At 66.4% G+C, this 17,499-nt stretch carries 18 protein-coding genes; 5 read left to right on the forward strand and 13 right to left on the reverse strand.

Annotation, left to right across the window (positions count from 1 at the left end; genetic code table 11):
• The first annotated feature begins 3 nt into the window (after positions 1-3).
• Positions 4-2,616 (forward strand): FAD-dependent oxidoreductase, encoded by a 2,613-nt coding sequence (locus NX773_RS09630; RefSeq protein WP_258856120.1) that lies wholly within the window; start codon positions 4-6, stop codon positions 2,614-2,616.
• Positions 2,617-2,890: 274 nt separating this feature from the next.
• On the forward strand, positions 2,891-3,838 hold the full coding sequence (locus NX773_RS09635; protein WP_258856121.1) for a TraB/GumN family protein: 948 nt from the start codon (positions 2,891-2,893) through the stop codon (positions 3,836-3,838).
• A gap of 4 nt (positions 3,839-3,842) precedes the next feature.
• Here NX773_RS09635 and NX773_RS09640 read toward each other — a convergent pair whose 3' ends face one another.
• The 3 genes from NX773_RS09640 to NX773_RS09650 all read right to left on the reverse strand — a co-directional run bounded on the left by NX773_RS09640 (position 3,843) and on the right by NX773_RS09650 (position 5,540).
• On the reverse strand, positions 3,843-4,604 hold the full coding sequence (locus NX773_RS09640; RefSeq protein ID WP_258822580.1) for a hypothetical protein: 762 nt from the start codon (positions 4,602-4,604) through the stop codon (positions 3,843-3,845).
• A 167-nt stretch (positions 4,605-4,771) separates the two neighbouring features.
• Positions 4,772-5,173 (reverse strand): VanZ family protein, encoded by a 402-nt coding sequence (locus tag NX773_RS09645; protein ID WP_258856122.1) that lies wholly within the window; start codon positions 5,171-5,173, stop codon positions 4,772-4,774.
• Positions 5,174-5,246: 73 nt separating this feature from the next.
• On the reverse strand, positions 5,247-5,540 hold the full coding sequence (locus NX773_RS09650) for a hypothetical protein (protein WP_258856123.1): 294 nt from the start codon (positions 5,538-5,540) through the stop codon (positions 5,247-5,249).
• A gap of 545 nt (positions 5,541-6,085) precedes the next feature.
• On the opposite strand from NX773_RS09650, the gene NX773_RS09655 reads away from it, so the two are divergent.
• Positions 6,086-6,478, forward strand: coding sequence for a DUF1842 domain-containing protein (locus tag NX773_RS09655; protein WP_258856124.1), 393 nt, complete (start codon positions 6,086-6,088; stop codon positions 6,476-6,478).
• 260 nt (positions 6,479-6,738) lie between these two features.
• On the opposite strand, the gene NX773_RS09660 is transcribed toward NX773_RS09655, so the two are convergent.
• The 4 genes from NX773_RS09660 to NX773_RS09675 are packed head-to-tail and all read right to left on the reverse strand — an operon-like array spanning position 6,739 to position 9,498.
• Entirely contained in the window at positions 6,739-7,506 is a 768-nt protein-coding gene (locus tag NX773_RS09660) for an SDR family NAD(P)-dependent oxidoreductase (protein WP_258856125.1), read from the reverse strand.
• 45 nt (positions 7,507-7,551) lie between these two features.
• On the reverse strand, positions 7,552-8,067 hold the full coding sequence (locus NX773_RS09665; protein ID WP_258856126.1) for a TPM domain-containing protein: 516 nt from the start codon (positions 8,065-8,067) through the stop codon (positions 7,552-7,554).
• On the reverse strand, positions 8,067-8,882 hold the full coding sequence (locus tag NX773_RS09670; protein WP_258856127.1) for a TPM domain-containing protein: 816 nt from the start codon (positions 8,880-8,882) through the stop codon (positions 8,067-8,069). The genes NX773_RS09665 and NX773_RS09670 overlap by 1 nt, the downstream gene beginning before the upstream one ends.
• Positions 8,883-8,886: 4 nt before the next feature.
• Positions 8,887-9,498, reverse strand: coding sequence for a LemA family protein (locus NX773_RS09675; RefSeq protein ID WP_258856128.1), 612 nt, complete (start codon positions 9,496-9,498; stop codon positions 8,887-8,889).
• A 109-nt stretch (positions 9,499-9,607) separates the two neighbouring features.
• Between NX773_RS09675 and pyrF the strand changes: the two genes are divergently transcribed.
• Entirely contained in the window at positions 9,608-10,426 is an 819-nt protein-coding gene (gene pyrF / locus NX773_RS09680) for an orotidine-5'-phosphate decarboxylase (RefSeq protein ID WP_258856129.1), read from the forward strand.
• Between the two features lie 139 nt (positions 10,427-10,565).
• Here the strand turns inward: pyrF and sbcB are convergent, their stop codons facing one another.
• Both sbcB and NX773_RS09690 read right to left on the reverse strand, forming a co-directional pair.
• The gene (sbcB, locus tag NX773_RS09685; protein ID WP_258856130.1) at positions 10,566-12,014 is read right to left on the reverse strand and encodes an exodeoxyribonuclease I; all 1,449 of its coding nucleotides are present in this window, start codon (positions 12,012-12,014) and stop codon (positions 10,566-10,568) included.
• A 66-nt stretch (positions 12,015-12,080) separates the two neighbouring features.
• Positions 12,081-13,046 carry a GGDEF domain-containing protein gene (locus tag NX773_RS09690; RefSeq protein ID WP_258856131.1) on the reverse strand — a complete coding sequence of 322 codons (966 nt, stop codon included), beginning with the start codon at positions 13,044-13,046 and terminating at the stop codon, positions 12,081-12,083.
• Positions 13,047-13,147: 101 nt separating this feature from the next.
• Here NX773_RS09690 and NX773_RS09695 point away from each other — a divergent pair, with 101 nt between their 5' ends.
• Positions 13,148-13,948 (forward strand): helical backbone metal receptor, encoded by an 801-nt coding sequence (locus NX773_RS09695; protein WP_258856132.1) that lies wholly within the window; start codon positions 13,148-13,150, stop codon positions 13,946-13,948.
• Between the two features lie 76 nt (positions 13,949-14,024).
• Here the strand turns inward: NX773_RS09695 and NX773_RS09700 are convergent, their stop codons facing one another.
• The 4 genes from NX773_RS09700 to NX773_RS09715 all read right to left on the reverse strand — a co-directional run bounded on the left by NX773_RS09700 (position 14,025) and on the right by NX773_RS09715 (position 17,435).
• Complete coding sequence (locus NX773_RS09700; protein WP_258856133.1) at positions 14,025-14,402, reverse strand: HPF/RaiA family ribosome-associated protein; 378 nt, start codon at positions 14,400-14,402, stop codon at positions 14,025-14,027.
• Between the two features lie 64 nt (positions 14,403-14,466).
• On the reverse strand, positions 14,467-15,135 hold the full coding sequence (locus NX773_RS09705) for a DUF1345 domain-containing protein (RefSeq protein ID WP_258856134.1): 669 nt from the start codon (positions 15,133-15,135) through the stop codon (positions 14,467-14,469).
• A 44-nt stretch (positions 15,136-15,179) separates the two neighbouring features.
• The gene (locus NX773_RS09710) at positions 15,180-16,433 is read right to left on the reverse strand and encodes an MFS transporter (protein ID WP_258856135.1); all 1,254 of its coding nucleotides are present in this window, start codon (positions 16,431-16,433) and stop codon (positions 15,180-15,182) included.
• Positions 16,434-16,688: 255 nt separating this feature from the next.
• Positions 16,689-17,435 carry a class I SAM-dependent methyltransferase gene (locus tag NX773_RS09715; protein ID WP_258856136.1) on the reverse strand — a complete coding sequence of 249 codons (747 nt, stop codon included), beginning with the start codon at positions 17,433-17,435 and terminating at the stop codon, positions 16,689-16,691.
• Positions 17,436-17,499 lie beyond the last annotated feature (64 nt).

Below are 17,499 nucleotides of genomic sequence, written 5' to 3' on the forward strand. Positions count from 1 at the left end.
ATCATGCCTTCGATCGTTGTATTCAGCCACCTGCGCTGGGATTTCGTCTTCCAACGGCCTCAGCACCTGCTGACGCGCCTGGCGCAGCACTATCCGGTCCTGTTTGTCGAGGAACCGGAACATGATGACGGGGAACCGTATCTCGACAAAAGCAGTCCGGCGCCCGGCGTGACCGTATGCCGCGCGCATACGAAGGTCGCGGCGGGGGGCTTTCATGACGACCAGATCCCGCTGCTGCAGCCCTTGCTGGCGGACTTGCTACCGCCTGGGGAGCGCCCGATCGTGTGGTTCTACACGCCGATGGCGCTGCCCCTGCTGCAGGGGCTCAACCCGAGCCTGGTGGTGTATGACTGCATGGACGAGCTGGCCTCGTTCAAGAATCCGCCCAAGCAGCTGTTGCAGCGCGAGACGGCGCTGCTGAACCTGGCCGACCTGGTGTTCGCCGGCGGCCCGAGCCTGTACGAAGCGAAGCGCGCGCGCCACCACAGCGTGCATTGTTTCCCGAGCAGCGTGGATGTGGCCCATTTCGGCCAGGGCAGGGACAAGCGCCTGAGCCATCCGGCGCAGTCCGCGATCCCCCATCCGCGCCTGGGTTTCTACGGCGTCATCGACGAGCGCTTCGATACCGGCTTGGTAGAGGCGGTGGCCAAGGCCCATCCCGAATGGCAGATCGTGCTGGCCGGGCCGGTGGCCAAGATCGGCGAACACGAGCTGCCGCGCCAGCCCAACATCCACTACATGGGGCAGCAGCCGTATGAGGCGCTGCCGCAGTTCCTGGCGGGCTGGGACGTGTGCCTGTTGCCGTTCGCGCTGAACGAGGCGACGCGCTTCATCAGCCCGACCAAGGTGCTCGAGTACATGGCGGCCGAGCTGCCGATCGTGTCCACGCCAATTGCCGACGTGGCCACGCCGTACGGCGACGTGGTCGCGATCGCCGAAGGCCCAACCGAGTTCATCGCCGCGTGCGAGGCTGCGCTGGCATTGGAGCCAGCCCAGCGCGAGGCGCTGGCCGAGGCGATGCGCGAGATTGTGGCGCACACCTCGTGGGACGCCACCGCAAGCCAGATGCGCGAGCTGATGGATGGCGCGCCGCCAAGGCGCGACGCCAAGGCCAGCTTCGTGCAGCAGGGCGCGGCGGTGAAGGCGGACGGCAGCAAGGTCAACCCGCTGCGCTCGCCACAGGGCGGGGCGGCGCAAAAGACCGGCACGGTGATCATCGGCGCAGGCCCCACCGGCCTGTCGGCCGCCTATCACCTGGGCGCGAACACGGTGCTGCTGGAGAAGAACGCCACCGTCGGTGGCTGGTGCCGTTCGGTGGACGACAAGGGCTTCACCTTCGATTACGCGGGCCACATCATGTTCTCCAACGACCCGTACGTGCTCAAGCTGTACGAGGTCCTGCTGGGCGATAACATGCACTGGCAGAACCGCGAGGCTTGGGTGTACAGCAAGAACACCTACACGCGCTATCCGTTCCAGGGCGCACTGTACGGGCTGCCACCGCAGGTCATCACCGAGTGCATCATGGGCGCGATCGAGGCGCGCTACGGCAACGCCGACGGCGGCGCGGCGTGTGCGATGAAGCCGGTCGAGGACTGCTGCGGCGACGGCACGGCGGACGTGGCCAATGCGACCCAGCTTGCGCCGAAAAAGCGCGAGGCCGCCAACTTCGAGGAATTCATCTACCGCGTGTGGGGCAAGGGCATCGGCAAGCATTTTGCGATTCCCTACAACCGCAAGCTGTGGACCGTGCCGCTGACCGAGATGGAAACCTCGTGGCTGGGCGGGCGGGTGCCGCTGCCGAACCTGGAGGAAATCATCGAAGGCGCGCTCGAGCCAGTGGGCAAGCCGATGGGGCCGAACGCGCGTTTCGGCTATCCGCTCAAGGGCGGTTTCCAGGCGCTGATGAACGGCTTCGTTGCGCACATCAAGGGCCGGATCGAACTGAATGCCTCGGTGGTGCAGGTGCTGCCGCGCGAGCATGTGGTGGTCATGGCCGATGGCAGCCGCTACCGCTACGACCACCTGGTCTCGACCATGCCGCTGCCCGAGCTCGTCAAGCTGATCGGCGAACAGGCGCCGGACGAGGTGCGCCAGGCCGCCAAGGGCCTCAAGCACATTTCGATCAAGTGCGTGAACCTGGGCGTGGGGCGCGAGAACATCACCGACAAGCACTGGATCTATTATCCGGAGGACAGCATTTTCCACCGCATCTTTGTGCAGGGGAACGCCAGCCCGTACTGCAATCCGCCTGGCGGCTTTGGCCTGACCTGCGAGATTTCGTATTCGCCGTGGAAACCGCTGCCGGTGGATGGGCAGGCGCTGATCGAGCGCTGCATCGCGGACTGTCGCAAGGTGACCATGCTGCGCGACGATGACGAGATCGTCACCGCCAACATCGTGGACATGCCATACGCCTACGTGGTGTACGACCACCAGCGCGCCGCCAACGTACAAACCATCCGTGCCTGGCTGGCGCGCTACGACATCGTGCTGTCCGGACGCTACAGCGAGTGGGAGTACTACAACTCCGACCATGCCTTCATCGCCGGCAAGAAGGCGGCTGAAGCCGTTATGGCCGAGCGCGCGCGGGCGCAGAAGGTTGGGGCGGAGTAGCGGCGCTGGCCGTCTCCGTGGAAATGTCGGCGCCGCAAGACCGTAGGGTGGGCGGGTCTCCCGCCCACGCGTTCAGACAACGCGTGTTCCGCTGAACGCTGGCCACTGCCCAGCCCGCCTCCCACTTTACGTGAGACTCGCGTGGCTGCTGGAAGCGATGATTGACCGTGACAGAAAGCGACGCCGCATGCCAGCCAGCTCGACATCGCGTGACCAATACAATGCGGCGCGGCACAGTCCTGGGCACGCGTTCCTGGTCGGTTTGGCATGGCGCATGGCCGTGGCCGCCGCGCTGGCGCTGGCCGGCGGCGCGGCCTGCGCCGGCAACATCGCGCTGGCCGCCAGCACGCACATGCTGCCGCAACCGGCGGTGCCGCCAGGTCCGGCGCCGGTCGCCGCGCACCATCAGGGCGGGCTGTACCGCATCAGCCGCGACGGCCGCGTCGCCTACCTGTTCGGCACCATTCATGTGGGCAGCACCGCGTTCTATCCGCTCGCCCCCGAAGTCGGCCGCGCGCTGCGCAGCGCGAGTCGGCTGGTGGTGGAGCTGGACACCCGCGGCAACGACGCGTTCGCGCACGCCGTGGACAAGCACGGCAGCTATGCGCCGGGCGATGACGTGCGCAACCACCTGCCCCCGGACACGGCCGCCCAGCTCACCGAAGCGCTGCACGACCAGGGCATCAGCGTGGCAAGCATGCGCCGTTTCAAGCCCTGGCTGCTGGCCAACCTGCTCCTGAGCATGGCGCTGGAGCGCGACGGCTACCGCCGCAGCATCGGCGTCGAGAGCGTACTGCTGGCCGATGCGCAAAGCCGTGGCGCGCCCGTCGCCGAGCTGGAAAGCGCGGACTACCAGCTGGCCCTGTTCGACACGATGAACGATGTCGAATCCGAACGCTACCTGCGCGAAACGCTGCGCGCCTTGCGTGATGGCAGCGCATTGCGCCGTGCGCACGCGGTGGTCGACGCCTGGTCAACGGGCGACCCGCAGGCGCGCGACGCCCTGTTGCAGGACGCCACCCGGGGCGGCGGCGCGGTAGCCGATTTCACACGCCGCGTGCTGCTGGGCCGGCGCAATCCGGAGATGGTCGCCCACATCGAACAGCTGATGCGTCAGGGGAGCGTCACCTTCATCGCCGTAGGCTTGCTGCACCTGCTGGGCGCAAACGGATTGCCTCAGCTGCTTGCGCAGCGAGGCTATCTGGTCGAACAGGTGTACTAGCCGGTCAGTGCGAGATGACCCCGCTGGTCAGGTTGATGCGGTCGCCGGCACGGTAGTCGGGAGTGGTCTCCTGGGTGACGACACGGGTGCTGCCGTCGTCCATGCGCAAGGTGACGCGGTACACGCGGTCGGTGGCGCTGCCGGTGGCGCCGCCAGTGCTGCCGCCCACTGCCGCACCGGCCATGCTGCCGGCCCCGGTGGCGCCGCTGGCGCTGCGCGGGATGACGTCGATCGACACCACCGTGGCGTTCGGGGCCGAGCTGGCCGCCGTGGACTGGCCTGCCGCCGAGGAACCCTGCGACATGTCCTGGCTGCCGGCGGCGGTGCCGGCCATGCTGCCGGCCGAGCCGCTGTCCTCCATGCTGGCGCTGCCGCCGCCCGAGCTGCCCGACATGCCGGAGGTGCCGGAGGTGCCGGAGCCAGACTGGTCATTGCCCGAGGAACCGGAAGTGCCCGAGCTGCCGGAAGTGCCCGAACTACCCGAACTGCCCGAGGTGCCGCCCCAGCCCGAGGAGCCGGAGGTGCCCGTGCCCGCCGCGCCCGTGCCCGATTGCGAGCCGCCCGAGGCGCCGCTGGTGCCGCCGCCGTAGCCGCCGGCGCCACTGCTGCCGGTGCCGGTGCCGGTGCCGGACTCGCCGCCACTGCTGGTGGCGCCCGACATGTCGCCGCCGGTGGATTGACTACCGCCGTGCCGCATGTTGCTGCACGCCGACAGCGCAATGGCCAGCAAGCCAACCAGCAGCAAGCTCTGGTGTCTATGCTTCATGATCAACTCCTTCCGATTGGAATGGTTTTACTGGAGATGCGTGACGATGCCGCGTGCCACTCTGGTGTAAGAGGCACGAACGGCGGGCGCGTTCCAGCTGACTCGGCTTGACCATGAGCCAGATCAAAGCTGGCTCGGGAGGAAGGAATGTTGTTGGCGCGTGGAGGTCAGCCGCGGCGCGCGCGTTCCTGGCCGGGCATCAGCAGCCACAGCAGCATGCTGGTGACGAGCGCGGCGGAGCAATCGACGATCCAGTCACCCACCGCCGGTCCGCGGTAGGGGAAGAAACTCTGGACGAACTCGTCGCCGGCGCCCATCACCGCCACCGCCAGCACCGCCTTGGCGGCGCGCGCCGGCGCGCTGCCGGTGCTGCCGGTGAACCATAGGAAGGCCAGCACCGCGTAGGCGATCGAGTGCAGCACCGCGCCGGAGGCGACGTGCCCGATCTCGGCGCGCGCGCCCGGGATCGAGCCGGCCACCAGGATGGTCAGGTACATCAGGATCGCGCAGCCGAGGCGCAGCGTGCGCAGTTTGGGATCGAAGACGAGGGTTGCTAACAGGGCAGGCATGGGAGACGTTCAATGCGGAAAACATCTACCATACCATGCCGGCCGGCAGCCCGGACGCACGGCTGCCCGGCGTTCAGATCGTCAGCGCCGGCGCGCCGTTGGCGTAATGGGCGTCAAAGCAGCTGTCGCAGCCGGAACAGAGCAAGTGGGCGATGCGCACCCGCGCCTGGCGCAGCACCAGTTTCAGGTGCTGCTTGCATTTGGGGCAGACCTCGCGCACGTTGCCAAACGTGATCAGGTTCAGGGGCACCCCTTCGTCGAGCGCGTCCACCACTGCTTTTGGGTTCAGCTCGCTCAGGATCAGGTGGTCTTCCGGCCCGTGCTGGCGGCGGCCGGAATCAGATGGGTTCTCTCGTGCATTGGACATCGTTTCAGGTACGTGAATAGTCATCGGACCAGCTCCCTTTGTCGTTTGTCTGGCGCCGCGGCGTGGCGAAAACGCGGCGCGCGGAATTCATCATAGCCAAGACTGAGCCGTCTTCAAGACGGGCCGCCGTCCTTTTTTTGCTCGGTTTCCTGCAGGAAAAATCTCGACTGGATAAAAAAATGCCCGCCGGTAGAGGCGGGCACAACCCAAGATCGGGCCAAGAGACGCGAAAATTCGGGTGGTGTGCCGTGCATGGGCAGGGCACACCGGGCTGCGAGTCGGGCATATCGGTTGCGCGTACCGCAGATGAACCCAGTATAGGCAGCCAATGTGACTGCAGGATGACGTGGCTCAAGCGTTTGGGCGTCAGCGGGCGGAACATTTGCAGCTCGGCCGGATCGCCGTTGGCCCTGCCATTGCGCAAGCTATCAACACGCACAGTGTTGCGGCCGATTAAACCGGCACAAGATGATTTCCCTGCGAAACAAAATGGAGGAGGGGCTTGCCTCCTGACCCAAGCCCGCCCATGAAGGGGGAGATCGACCATGCAAACGCTCGGAACGTATCTGGTGAACGGTCTTGCCGGCAACGAAAATGTCGCCGGTGCGCCAACGCTGCATTTTTCGCTGGTGGTGGTGTCCGGTAGCGGCAAGGTGTCCGGCCACGCTATGATCACGCAGGCGGTGGCCCCGCCCAACAACGAGAAGGTCATCAACAACGTGACCGGGCAGGTGCACCCGGCGGGTCTGGGTCCGGTGACCAAGCTGGTGGCGCTCAAGGGCACCTACCTGGATTACCTGCCGCCGCCGGCCATCGGCGTGGTCGAGGTGCCGTTCGAGGCCCACTTCGCGATCGATGATGCGTGGAACGGGCGCGGCGGCTTCCGCTGCGGCATGACCCAGGCCGAGAACGTGCCGGTGAAGACCATGCCGCGTTAAGGGATCAGGTGGGCAGGGAGAGGCTGGGCAGTGCCCAGCCGAGCGCCCACGCGTGCAGCCGCAGTTGGCGTGCACGCTCAGGCGGAACGGACAAAAAAAAAGCCCGCTGTAGAGAGCGGGCTTAAACTATTTTCTTGGAGGAGAATAGTGGAGACAGCTGAAGTATGCTGCGCCGCAAAATATATGTCCAATTTCGTTTTCCGATACCAGACATTCATTTTGGAAATATCACTGCCGCGCTGCTTCCCGCCCCCTGATTTTCACTCCTGGACCGGCACCGTATAGTTCAGCGCCATGCGGCCGCCGTCCGCGTACAGGGTCTGGCCGGTCAGGTACGAGGCGTCGTCGCTGGCCAGGAAGGCCGCGATGGCCGCCACCTCCTCGGGTTCGCCGCAGCGTCCCAGCGGGGTGCGCGACAGGATGGTATGGCGCGCTTCCGGGCTGCCCAGCACCGCCTTTTTCGCCAGTTCCGTCAGGATCGTACCCGGCCCGATGGCGTTCACGCGCACCCCGTGCGACGCCAGGCTGATCGCCGCCACCCGCGTCAGCTGGTTGACGCCGCCCTTGGACACCACGTAGGGCACCTGGTTGGGGATGGCCAGCTCCGCGTTCACGCTCGACATATTGATGATGCAGCCGCTGCCGCGCTTGATCATCTCGCGCGCCGCCGCCTGGCTGCACAGGAACATCGACTTCAGGTTGATCCGCAGTACGCGGTCAAAGTCCTCCTCGGCCAGGTCGAGGAACTCGGCCGCATGGGTCACGCCGGCGTTGTTGACGAGGATATCGAGCTGGCCGAACGCCTCCAGCGTCGCTGCCACCAGTGCGTCCACGTCGGCCTTCTGGCTCACGTCCGCGCAAAAAAAGCGTGCCGCCGCGCCAAGTTGTTCCACAGCCGCGTGGCCCTCGGTCTCGCGCACGTCGGCCAGCATCACGCGCGCCCCTTCCTGCACCAGGCGGCTGGCGCAGGCCAGGCCAATACCCTGGCTCGCGCCAGTGACGATCGCGATTTTGTTGGCTAGTCTCATGGTGGCTCCTCGTGGTGGAATGCGCGGGCCGGGGCCGCGCCATCGCTACAGCATGACCGGGTGGTCGGGCAACTCGTTGGGCCGGGGACCATCGGACGGGAAATGCTGGCGCAGCAGCTGGTTCACCTGGCCGATCGCGTCCAGCGTGCTGCTGCGGAACTCGCCGCGCGCGTAGCCCTCGGTCAGCGTGCGGCACACGTTCTGCCAGGTGGCCTGGCCGATCTTGCGGTCGATGCCGCGGTCGGCCACGATCTCCACCTGGTGCTCGGCCAGGTTCACGTAGATCAGCACGCCGCAGTTTTCCTCGGTATCCCACACGCCGTGATCGGCGAACAGGGCGAGCGCGCGCTGGCGGCTGCTCATGCAGCCCCAGGCCGCATCCAGCGGCAATGCTTTCTCGACGATCAGGCGCACTTCGCCGCGATGGGTCTGCTCGCCGGCGGTGATCGCCTCGGCGAACGCCTTCAAGTCGTCCGGGGGGAAAGCGCGGCGCGCGTGCCCGGCACTGCTGCGCGCGTGGCGCAGGGCGCGCTTGATACGGTGGTGCAGGCTGTGCTTCATCACCAGTTCCCCGAGGCGCCGCCGCCGTCAAAACTGCCGCCGCCGCCCGAAAAGCCGCCACCGCCGCCGCCGCCGCCGAACCCGCCGCCGCCGAACCCACCACCGCCACGGTGGCGGCTCATGTCGGAAAGGATGCTGCCGAGGATAAACCCGGTGGCGCCGCTGCCCCAGCCGCCGCCGGACAGGCGCGACCGGCCGCCGCGCCGGAACATCGAGAGCAGGATCATGATGCCGATGAAGGTGAAGAACAGGCCGGGCAGGGCGCCGCCGTCATCCGGCTGCGGCTGCTGGCGCTGCTGCGCGGCCGCCGGGAATTGCTCCTGGTTCAGCAGGGTGGCGATCGCCCCCACGCCGGCCACCAGGCCCTCGTAATATTGGTTGTTGCGAAAGTATGGCGCAATCACGTCCTGCAGGATGCGCTTGGACTGGGCGTCGGTCAGCACACCCTGCACGCCGCGGCCCGCCTCGATGCGCAGGCGCCGCAGGGCGGGCGGGTTGTCGCGCGCGACCATCAGCAGCACGCCGTCGTCCACGCCCTTGCGCCCGAGCTTCCACTGGTCGGTCACGCGGATGCTGTACTGTTCGATCGCTTCCGGCTCGGTGGACTTGACCAGCAATACCGCGATCTGGCTGCCGGTCTTGGCCTCGTAGTCGGCCAGCACCGATTCCAGCCGCTCGCGCTGGCTGGCGTCGAGCATGCCCGCCTGGTCCACCACGTGCGCGGTGAGCGGCGGCACGGGCTTGAACTGTGCATGCGCCGGCCCGGCCAGGCAGAACGCCAGGGCCAGGCACCAGAAATAGCGCAACAGGATCATGGTCTTATTTACCGAAATCGACTTTGGGCGCCGTCGAAATCGCCGCCTCGTTTGCCACCGTGAACGACGGCTTGGGCTGGTAGCCGAACACCTTGGCCGTGATATTGGTCGGGAAGCTGCGCACCGTCACGTTGTAGTCCTGCACGGCGGCGATGTAGCGCTGGCGGGCCACGGTGATGCGATTCTCGGTCCCTTCCAGCTGCGACTGCAGATCGCGGAAGCTCGTGTCCGCTTTCAGGTTGGGATAGTTTTCCGACACCGCCATCAGCCGCGACAGCGCACTGGTCAATTCCCCCTGCGCCTGCTGGAACTTCTGGAACGCGGCCGGGTCGTTCAGCACTTCAGGCGTGACCTGGATGCTGGTGGCAGCCGCGCGGGCGCGCGTGACCGCTTCCAGCGTGTCCTTCTCGTGCGAGGCGTAACCCTTGACGGTGTTGACCAGGTTCGGAATCAGGTCCGAGCGCCGCTGGTACTGGTTCACCACTTCGCTCCACGCTGCCTTGGTGGCCTCGTCCTTTTGCTGGAACTCGTTGTAGCCACAGCCGGACAGCAGGGTGGTGGCGAGAGCGAAGGCAAAGAACAGGCGGAACCAGCGCGCAAAAACGGATCGGGTCATGATGCACCATTAGCAAGGTTGTTGAATGTCCAAAATATACTCCAAACGGGCAAACCCCGCACTTCTGCCGGGTACAATGGCGGGGTTTGCAGAACTGGAAAGGTACGCCATGAACTTCATCGACAAACTCTCGGCCGCGTGGGCGGGCAACAATTCGCTGCTCTGCGTTGGCCTGGACCCCGACCTGGCGCGCTTCCCTGCGCACCTGCGCGGGCAGGCGGATGGCATCTACCAGTTCTGCAAGGCCATCATCGACGCCACCGCCGACGCGGCCTGCGCGTTCAAACCGCAGATCGCGTATTTCGCCGCGCTGGGCGCCGAGGCCCAGCTGGAAGCGGTGTGCCGCTACCTGCGCGAAACCTACCCTCACATTCCGCTGGTGCTGGATGCCAAGCGCGGCGACATCGGCGCCACCGCGCACCAGTACGCGCGCGAGGCCTTCGACCGCTACGGGGCCGATGCGGTGACGGTCAACCCGTACATGGGCTCGGACTCGGTGGAACCGTACATGGAGTGGACGGATCGCGGCGTGATCGTGCTATGCCGTACGTCCAACCCGGGCGGGTCGGACCTGCAGTTCCTGCAAGTGGATGGCGTGCCGCTGTACCAGCACGTGGCGCGACTGGTGGCGGAAAAGTGGAACCGCAACGGGCAGTGCGCGCTGGTGGTGGGCGCGACCTTCCCGGAAGAGCTGGCGCAGGTGCGCAAGATCGTGGGCGACATGCCGCTGCTGGTGCCGGGAATCGGCGCGCAGGGCGGGGACATCGAGGCGACCGTCAAGGCCGGGCGCACGGCAGCTGGTACCGGCATGATGATCAACTCCTCGCGTGCGATCCTGTACGCAACGCCCAAGGACGGCGAGGATTTCGCGGCAGCCGCGCGGCGCGTGGCGATCGAGACGCGCGACGCGATCAACCAGTACCGCTAATATTTTGTAGGGTGGGCTCAAGAGCTCCACGAGCTAACAGGATTCACGGTAGGGTGGGCAGGTTTCCTGCCCACGCGTTCAAATAGTGCGTGCGCCGCTTGAACGCGTGGGCGGGGGACCCGCCCACCCTACGAACGTCTCATCGCCGCGTCGGGGCGATGGACTCCGCGTAGTCATACAGCGCACCAAGAATCTCTTCGTCGCGCTCGCTTGCCGTTTCGGACAGCGCATCGATCTCGCCCATCAGCTGCTCGATCGTGCGCGCCCCGCCGGCGCCTTCGAACAGGCGCGCGGCGCGGTGCTCTTCCCACTGCTGCATTTCCTGCTCCGACAAGGTGTGCGGAAAGTTGCGTGCGCGGTAGCGGAACAGCAGCTCGCCCAGCCGCGGATCGTCGAACGCCGGCCGCAACTGCGCCAGCCGCTCCGGCGCTTCCTGCCGCAGCGAGTCCAGCTTGCGCCGGTCGCCGTTGCCCACAAAGCCACCGTACAGGTCTTCGTCCACATCCGCCGGACCCTCGGCGCGCGGCCGCTCGAACACCTGCGCCCAGGTCGCCGCCATGTCCGGACCCTGCGCCGCCGCCAGCGCATGCGCGCGGCCGCGTTCCAGGTCCAGGCCCCAGCGCTGGGCCATCTCCGGACTCAGCGTCTTGAGGTTGGACACCAGCATGGGCGATTTGTTGATGTGCACGCTTTTGATCGGCAGCCGCGTCACGCCCTCGGGCAGCTCGCTGCTGCGCGTGAACATGCGCGTGCGGATCGTGTCCACGTCCAGGTCGAACAGTTCGGACGGATCGTGCGCGCAATCCCACACCAGGATCTCGTTCTTGTTGGTGGGGTGCTGCGCCAGCGGCCACACCAGCGCCAGGCAGCCGCGCTCGGCCGGGAACATGCCCGACACGTGCAGGAACGGCTGGCGCGCGGCGGGGGCCAGGTGCAGGCCCATTTCGGCCGCCACCTTGTCCTTGTTGCGCAGCCCCAGGCAGAACTCGAACAGGCGTGGCTGCTTTTGCCGGATCAGGCGCGCCATGGCGATGGTGGCGCGCACGTCGGACAGCGCGTCGTGCGCCGCCTCGTGCACCAGGCCGTTGGCGCGGGTCAGGTGTTCCAGCCTGAAGCTTGGCTTGCCCTCGTCGTTGCGCGGCCATTCGATGCCATCCGGCCGCAACGCGTAGGTCATGCGCACCACGTCGAGCAGGTCCCAGCGTCCGCAGTTGTTTTGCCACTCGCGCGCGTACGGGTCGATCAGGTTGCGCCAGAACAGGTGGCGCGTCACCTCGTCGTCGAAGCGGATCGTGTTGTAGCCCACGCCGATGGTGCCCGGCTGGCTGAACGCCTCGCAGATGGTGGCCGCGAATGTGTGCTCCGGCACGCCATATTCCAGGCACTGCTGCGGCGTGATCCCGGTGATCAGGCAAGCCTGCGGATCGGGCAGGTAATCCGGCGCCGGCTGGCAGTACAGCATGATCGGGTCGCCGATCTCGTTCAGGTCCGCGTCGGTACGGATCGCGGCGAACTGCGCCGGCCGGTCGCGCCGCGGCGTTGCGCCGAAGGTTTCGTAGTCGTGCCAGAGGAAGGTATGCGTGCTCATGGGGTAGGTTCTCGCCTGCGCATCTTGCCACGCGCGGGCGGAAAGGACAGGGGATAGGTCAATCGTTCAAAGCGAAATGGTGTCGCGCCCGGCTTGCTTGGCGCGATAGAGGGCGGCGTCGGCCGCTTCCAGCAGCGTGTTCTCGTCCAGCCCCGGCGCCAGCGTGGCGATGCCGAACGAGCCGGTGATGTGCGGCAGCGGCAGGCGCATGTCGTCGAACACCACGGCCGCGCGCAGGCGCCGGCACAGGCGTTCGGCCACGGACAGCGCGACCTTGCCGCCGGTCTCGGGCAGCACCACCAGCATCTCTTCGCCGCCGTAGCGCACCGCGAAATCGGTCGGGCGCAGCGCCGCGCGTAGCACGTTGGCCGCGGTGCATAGTGCCGTGTCGCCGGCCAAGTGGCCGTGGGTATCGTTGAACTTCTTGAAGTGGTCCAGGTCGATCATCACCAGCGACAGCGGCCTGCCGTCCTGGCAGGCGCGCGCCACCAGCTTGCCCAGCATCTCGTTGAGCCAGGCGCGGTTGTACAGCCCGGTGAGCGGGTCGTTCAGCGACAGTTCGCGGTAAAACTCGCCCAGCCGCTGGCGCCGCCGCAGCAGCGCATTGGCGGCGCGCACGCGGAACGACAGCAGCCGCAGCAGGGCGCGCGGCAGCGCCACCGATTCGTCGATCAGGCGCCAGACCAGCTCGTGCTCGATCACCAGGAGCTCGCTGTCCTCCACCGCCGAAATGCGCGACAGGTTGGGCGACTCGTCCAGCACGGCCTGCTCGCCCACGCTTTCGCCAGGGTGGATCAAGGTGACGGTGCCGTCGTGGATGCCGACCGGGACGTCCGACTCGACCGCCAGCGCGCCGGAGAGCACGATGTACAGGCGCGCCAGGAAGGGGTCTTCCACGCGGCAGCCCTTGGCAACGCGCACGACTTCGCACCCGGCCAGCGCATCGAGCACGGCCGGTTCGTCCGACTCGCAGAACAGCTGCAGGTCGCGGATCGAATAGCGCGAGGCACCAAAGGTGCCGATCGTTTCCAAGTGGAGTTCCCCCGGGGGTGGTAGTGACAACTATCATACCTGATTGCAACTGTGGTGCGCAGGGTAGCATTCTGCTGGCAACAATGGTCCAATAACGGGCTATGACCACTCCTGAATTCGTTGACGCCATTGGCCAGCGGCACACTCGGTGCGCTGATGCGCGCATTGTCTCGCTGGTGCCGTCGATTACCGAACTGCTGTGCGACCTTGGGCTGGCCGACCGGCTCGTCGGGCGCACCGGTTTTTGCATTCACCCGGCAGGCACTGTGGCCGCCATTTCCAAGGTCGGCGGGACCAAGGACGTGAACATCGACAAGATCCGCCAGCTCGCGCCCACGCACCTGATCGTGAACATCGACGAAAACGAGAAGCCGACCGTGGACCTGCTGGCGCAGTTCGTGCCGCATGTCGTGGTCACGCACCCGCTGGTCCCTGAGGACAACCTGGCGCTGGCGCGGCTGATCGGCGGCATTTTTGGTGCGGACGAGGCGGCGGCACGCTGGTGCGAGGCCTTCGGGCGCGAGCTGGCCGCGCTGCGCGCGCTGCCGCCGGCGCCCGCGCGCACGGTGCTCTACTGCATCTGGAAAGACCCGTGGATGACGGTGTCGGCCGACACCTACATCGGCGCCATGCTGCACGAGCTGGGCTGGCAGGTCGCGCCGCTGGCGCAGGATGGCAGCCGTTACCCGCGCTTTGCATGGTCGCAGGAACTGGCGGACCAGCTCGACGCGGTGCTGCTCTCGTCCGAACCCTATCGGTTTACCGAAGAGCACGCGGACGCGCTGGAACGCCAGATCGGCAAACCGGTGGTGCTGGTGGACGGGGAGATGATGTCCTGGTACGGCAGCCGGGCGCTGGCCGGGGTGCGCTACCTGCGCGAATTACGTGCGATGCTGGGGTAGGGTGGGCAGCTTTGCTGCCCACGCGTTCAAACAGAGCATGCAGTAGTTGAACGCGTCGGCGGCAAACCCGCCCACCCTACGATGAGCTGGTCAGGTTCTTGTACGACTCCGCCTCTACCGGCGGCGGCTCGTGCATTTTCTTGTCGTTGAGCCGGCCCAGCGCGCTGTCCAGCGCCCGCTTGAGCTTGCCGCCGGCGTTGTCGATGGCCTGGTGCAGGTCGGCCGCATGGTCGTGCACCACGACCGGCTCGTAGCCGGTGACCAGCGCTTCCATCATGCAGTAGTTGCCGCCGTCCACGCGCTTTTCCCGGTTCTCGTTGCTGAGGTGCACGTCCACGCGCCGGATGTGCTCGCCAAAACGCTCGATCGACGCCTCGACCACGGACCGGACGTACTCGTTCAGCCCCTGGTGCTTGCTCTTGATGGTGTTGTCGGTGTTGACGTTGATTTGCATAAGATCGCTCCTCCTTTGGAACGATCTTACCCGTCTCGCCATTTTTCCAGCGCGCCCAAGCAGATCACTGGTTGAGCATACCTGCCGCGATGTTGATCGAAAAGCCGAGGATGGCCAGGTTGAAGAAGAACGACAGCACCGACTGGCCCAGCACGAACTTGCGCATCGTGCGCGACACCACCACCACGTCCGAAGTCTGCGCCGCCACCGCGATGGTGAAAGAAAAGTAGAGGAAGTCCCAGTAATCCGGTTCCTTGAGGTCGTCGGGAAACCGCAGCGGCAGCCGGTCTTTGGCCGCGCGGTAAAACATGTGGGCGTAGTGGAAGGTGAACAGCACGCCGACCAGGAACCAGGAACCGCCCACTGTCAGCGCAGTGAAACCGTAGCGCAGCGCGCGCGCGTGTTCGGGCAGGTGTGGAATCTGCCCCAGCTCGAACACGATGGCCGACAGGCTCAGCACCGCGCCGATGGTCAGGCTGAACAGGACCAGGCCCGCGCTCTCGTCCTGCTGGCCGGCGATGGCGCGCACCTTGCGATGGTCGGCGCGGGTCATGAGCACACCCACCGTCACCAGGTACACCCAGACCGCGACATTCCAGCCGATCAGGGCGCGTGTGAGCGGCGGTTCCGAGTCGGGCACCAGCAAGCCCACCAGCACCCCCAGCGCGATCGCGAGCGACAGGTGGGGGCGGCTCCGGATGAAACGGTGCAGCAGCTGGTTATTCCCGATCATGTGGACAGGCGGCAGATTGACTTTCAGCCATTATTCCACATCGGCTAGGAAGCGCGCGCCGCTTCCTCTTTCTCGTGGTGCGGGAAGCGGTCCATGCGCGAGAGCACCGGGAACAGCACCGACCAGATGCCGGTGACCGCCAGCGTGGCGGCTCCGCCCAGCAGGATCGCGCGCACCAGGCCGAACCAGCCGGCGGTGATGCCCGATTCGAACTCGCCCAGCTCGTTGGACGCGCCGATGAACACCGAGTTGACGGCCGAGACCCGGCCACGGATCTCGTCCGGCGTTTCGTACTGCACCAGCAGGTGTCGTACGTACACGCTGATCATGTCGCCTGCGCCGAGCGCGAACAGCGCGGCCAGCGCAACCACGGTGTTGCCGGTCCAGCCCAGCACCAGGGTGGCCACGCCAAACACGGCCACGCCGCCGAACATCCAGGCGCCGACCCGGCGCGTGATCGGGAAGAACGCGAGCGCGACCGAGCACAGCGCGGCGCCGGCGCCGGGGGCGGTACGCAGCAGGCCAAGCCCGGCCGGACCGGCGTGCAGCACGTCGTGCGCGTAGGCGGGCAACAGCGCCGTGGCGCCGCCGAACAGCACCGCGAACAGGTCGAGCGAAATGGCGCCCAGCACGATCGGGCGCGACCACACGAAGCGCAGGCCTTCGAGCAGGGTGTGCCAGCTGACCGGGTTCTTGTTCATCGCTTGCGGCGCGCTCTTGGTGACGCCCATCAGAATCACTGCCAGCACCAGCAGCGCGGTGGAGGTGCCGTAAACGGCGGCCGGGCCGAACACGTACAGCAGGCCGCCCAGCACCGGGCCGGCGATCACTGCTACATGGAAGGTCGAGGACGACAGCGCCACCGCCTCGCCGAATTGTTCGGTAGGCACGATGTTGCGCAGCACCGCCTGTGAGGCCGGCATCATGAACGCACGGGCGCTGCCGTACACGACCAGGATGGCGAACACGAGCGCGACATTGTGGCTGCCGCTGAAGGTGAACAGGAGCAGCAGCACGCTGCACAGCAGCTGGGTGGCCTGGCACAACTGGACGATGACGCGGCGGTTGTGGGTATCGGCCACGTGCCCGGCCCACAGGATCAGCAGCAGGAAGGGCGCGAACTGCGCCAGGCCGATCAGGCCCAGGTCGAACAGGCTGCCAGTGAGCTGGTACACCTGCCAGCCGACGGCGACGCTCTGCATCTGGACGGCAACGGTGCCGAGGAAACGGGAGGACAGGTAGAACGAGAAATTGCGGTTGCGAAGGACGCCCAGGCCGCGGGACGACGATGCTGACATAAATGCTTTCGGAACAATGATCGGCGGACGCCGGCCCGACATTGTGCCGGAAAAGGGGCGGGGAGGCTGTACCTACGGCAAAAGGCCGAAGCCGGTTGCAGACGACTACCCAGAAATCATCACAACGCGTCCCGGCGCAGGCCGACCATGCTGACTCGCCGAAGTAGCGGACGGTCTATGGATCCCAGCCTGCGCCGGGATGACGTGGTTTGAGTGCGTGCTAAGTGCAGCCGTTGCGACTTCGGCCCTTCGGCCTTACTTCACGAACCGGATCGCAAACTTGTCGTCCGGTGCGCCCTTCATTTCCCAGAACGGCTGCTCGCGCGGATCGGACGGCGCGCGCAGGAAGTCGCTCTTGGCGTCCACCTTGAAGCCGGCCTTGGTCACTTCCTCGATCACGGTCGCTTCGTCGATGCGGTGCAGGGTCTTGGTTGCCGACAGGCCGCTGCCGTTCTTGGCGGAGTTGTCGATCACCACGTAGTACCCGCCTGGCTTGAGCGCGTCGTAGATGCGCTTGTTCATCGCTGCGCGGTCCACCGGCGCGTTCACCACGTCGTGGTACGACATGTTGATGGTCACCAGATCGAGCGGCGGCATGTCTTTGGCGATCGGGTTGTCGATCGACGCGACCACCGCGTGTAGGTTCGGCACCTTGCCCGAGGCGATGCGCTGGTCGATCTTCGCCGACGGCTTGAACGTCTGCGCCCACACTTCGCCCCCCGGCGCCACCGCCGCCGCCAGCAGTGCGGAGGTGGTGCCGCCACCGGCCGCCAGGTCCAGCACCTTCATCCCCGGACGGACCTTGGCAAAGGCCAGGAATTCGGCGGGCTTGCGCTTGTCGTCGCTCTTGCGGTCATCGTCGGTGCGCGCCGGGCTGGCGATGGCTTGTGCGTACTGCGATTGGCCCTGCGGCGCGGCGGCCGGTTCGGCCAGGGACTGGCCCAGCAGGCCACAGGCGGCCAGGGCGAGGACGGCTTGTGCGAGTCGGTGTTTTTGTTGCATGTTCTGACCCTTCGGTTGGTTATCTGGGAACGCGGCAGCTGCTGCGCGCGAATTGCATAACATA

Source organism: Massilia solisilvae, from assembly GCF_024753215.1.
GTDB classification, from domain to species: domain Bacteria; phylum Pseudomonadota; class Gammaproteobacteria; order Burkholderiales; family Burkholderiaceae_D; genus Telluria; species Telluria solisilvae.

What these genes read in the sequence shown, in the direction of transcription:
- NX773_RS09630 (WP_258856120.1), top strand. Translation starts at nt 4, where the DNA reads ATGCCTTCGATCGTTGTATTCAGCCACCTGCGCTGGGATTTCGTCTTC.
- NX773_RS09635 (WP_258856121.1), top strand. Translation starts at nt 2,891, where the DNA reads ATGGCCGTGGCCGCCGCGCTGGCGCTGGCCGGCGGCGCGGCCTGCGCC.
- NX773_RS09640 (WP_258822580.1), bottom strand. Translation starts at nt 4,604, where the DNA reads ATGAAGCATAGACACCAGAGCTTGCTGCTGGTTGGCTTGCTGGCCATT.
- NX773_RS09645 (WP_258856122.1), bottom strand. Translation starts at nt 5,173, where the DNA reads ATGCCTGCCCTGTTAGCAACCCTCGTCTTCGATCCCAAACTGCGCACG.
- NX773_RS09650 (WP_258856123.1), bottom strand. Translation starts at nt 5,540, where the DNA reads ATGTCCAATGCACGAGAGAACCCATCTGATTCCGGCCGCCGCCAGCAC.
- NX773_RS09655 (WP_258856124.1), top strand. Translation starts at nt 6,086, where the DNA reads ATGCAAACGCTCGGAACGTATCTGGTGAACGGTCTTGCCGGCAACGAA.
- NX773_RS09660 (WP_258856125.1), bottom strand. Translation starts at nt 7,506, where the DNA reads ATGAGACTAGCCAACAAAATCGCGATCGTCACTGGCGCGAGCCAGGGT.
- NX773_RS09665 (WP_258856126.1), bottom strand. Translation starts at nt 8,067, where the DNA reads ATGAAGCACAGCCTGCACCACCGTATCAAGCGCGCCCTGCGCCACGCG.
- NX773_RS09670 (WP_258856127.1), bottom strand. Translation starts at nt 8,882, where the DNA reads ATGATCCTGTTGCGCTATTTCTGGTGCCTGGCCCTGGCGTTCTGCCTG.
- NX773_RS09675 (WP_258856128.1), bottom strand. Translation starts at nt 9,498, where the DNA reads ATGACCCGATCCGTTTTTGCGCGCTGGTTCCGCCTGTTCTTTGCCTTC.
- pyrF (WP_258856129.1), top strand. Translation starts at nt 9,608, where the DNA reads ATGAACTTCATCGACAAACTCTCGGCCGCGTGGGCGGGCAACAATTCG.
- sbcB (WP_258856130.1), bottom strand. Translation starts at nt 12,014, where the DNA reads ATGAGCACGCATACCTTCCTCTGGCACGACTACGAAACCTTCGGCGCA.
- NX773_RS09695 (WP_258856132.1), top strand. Translation starts at nt 13,148, where the DNA reads ATGACCACTCCTGAATTCGTTGACGCCATTGGCCAGCGGCACACTCGG.
- NX773_RS09700 (WP_258856133.1), bottom strand. Translation starts at nt 14,402, where the DNA reads ATGCAAATCAACGTCAACACCGACAACACCATCAAGAGCAAGCACCAG.
- NX773_RS09705 (WP_258856134.1), bottom strand. Translation starts at nt 15,135, where the DNA reads ATGATCGGGAATAACCAGCTGCTGCACCGTTTCATCCGGAGCCGCCCC.
- NX773_RS09710 (WP_258856135.1), bottom strand. Translation starts at nt 16,433, where the DNA reads ATGTCAGCATCGTCGTCCCGCGGCCTGGGCGTCCTTCGCAACCGCAAT.
- NX773_RS09715 (WP_258856136.1), bottom strand. Translation starts at nt 17,435, where the DNA reads ATGCAACAAAAACACCGACTCGCACAAGCCGTCCTCGCCCTGGCCGCC.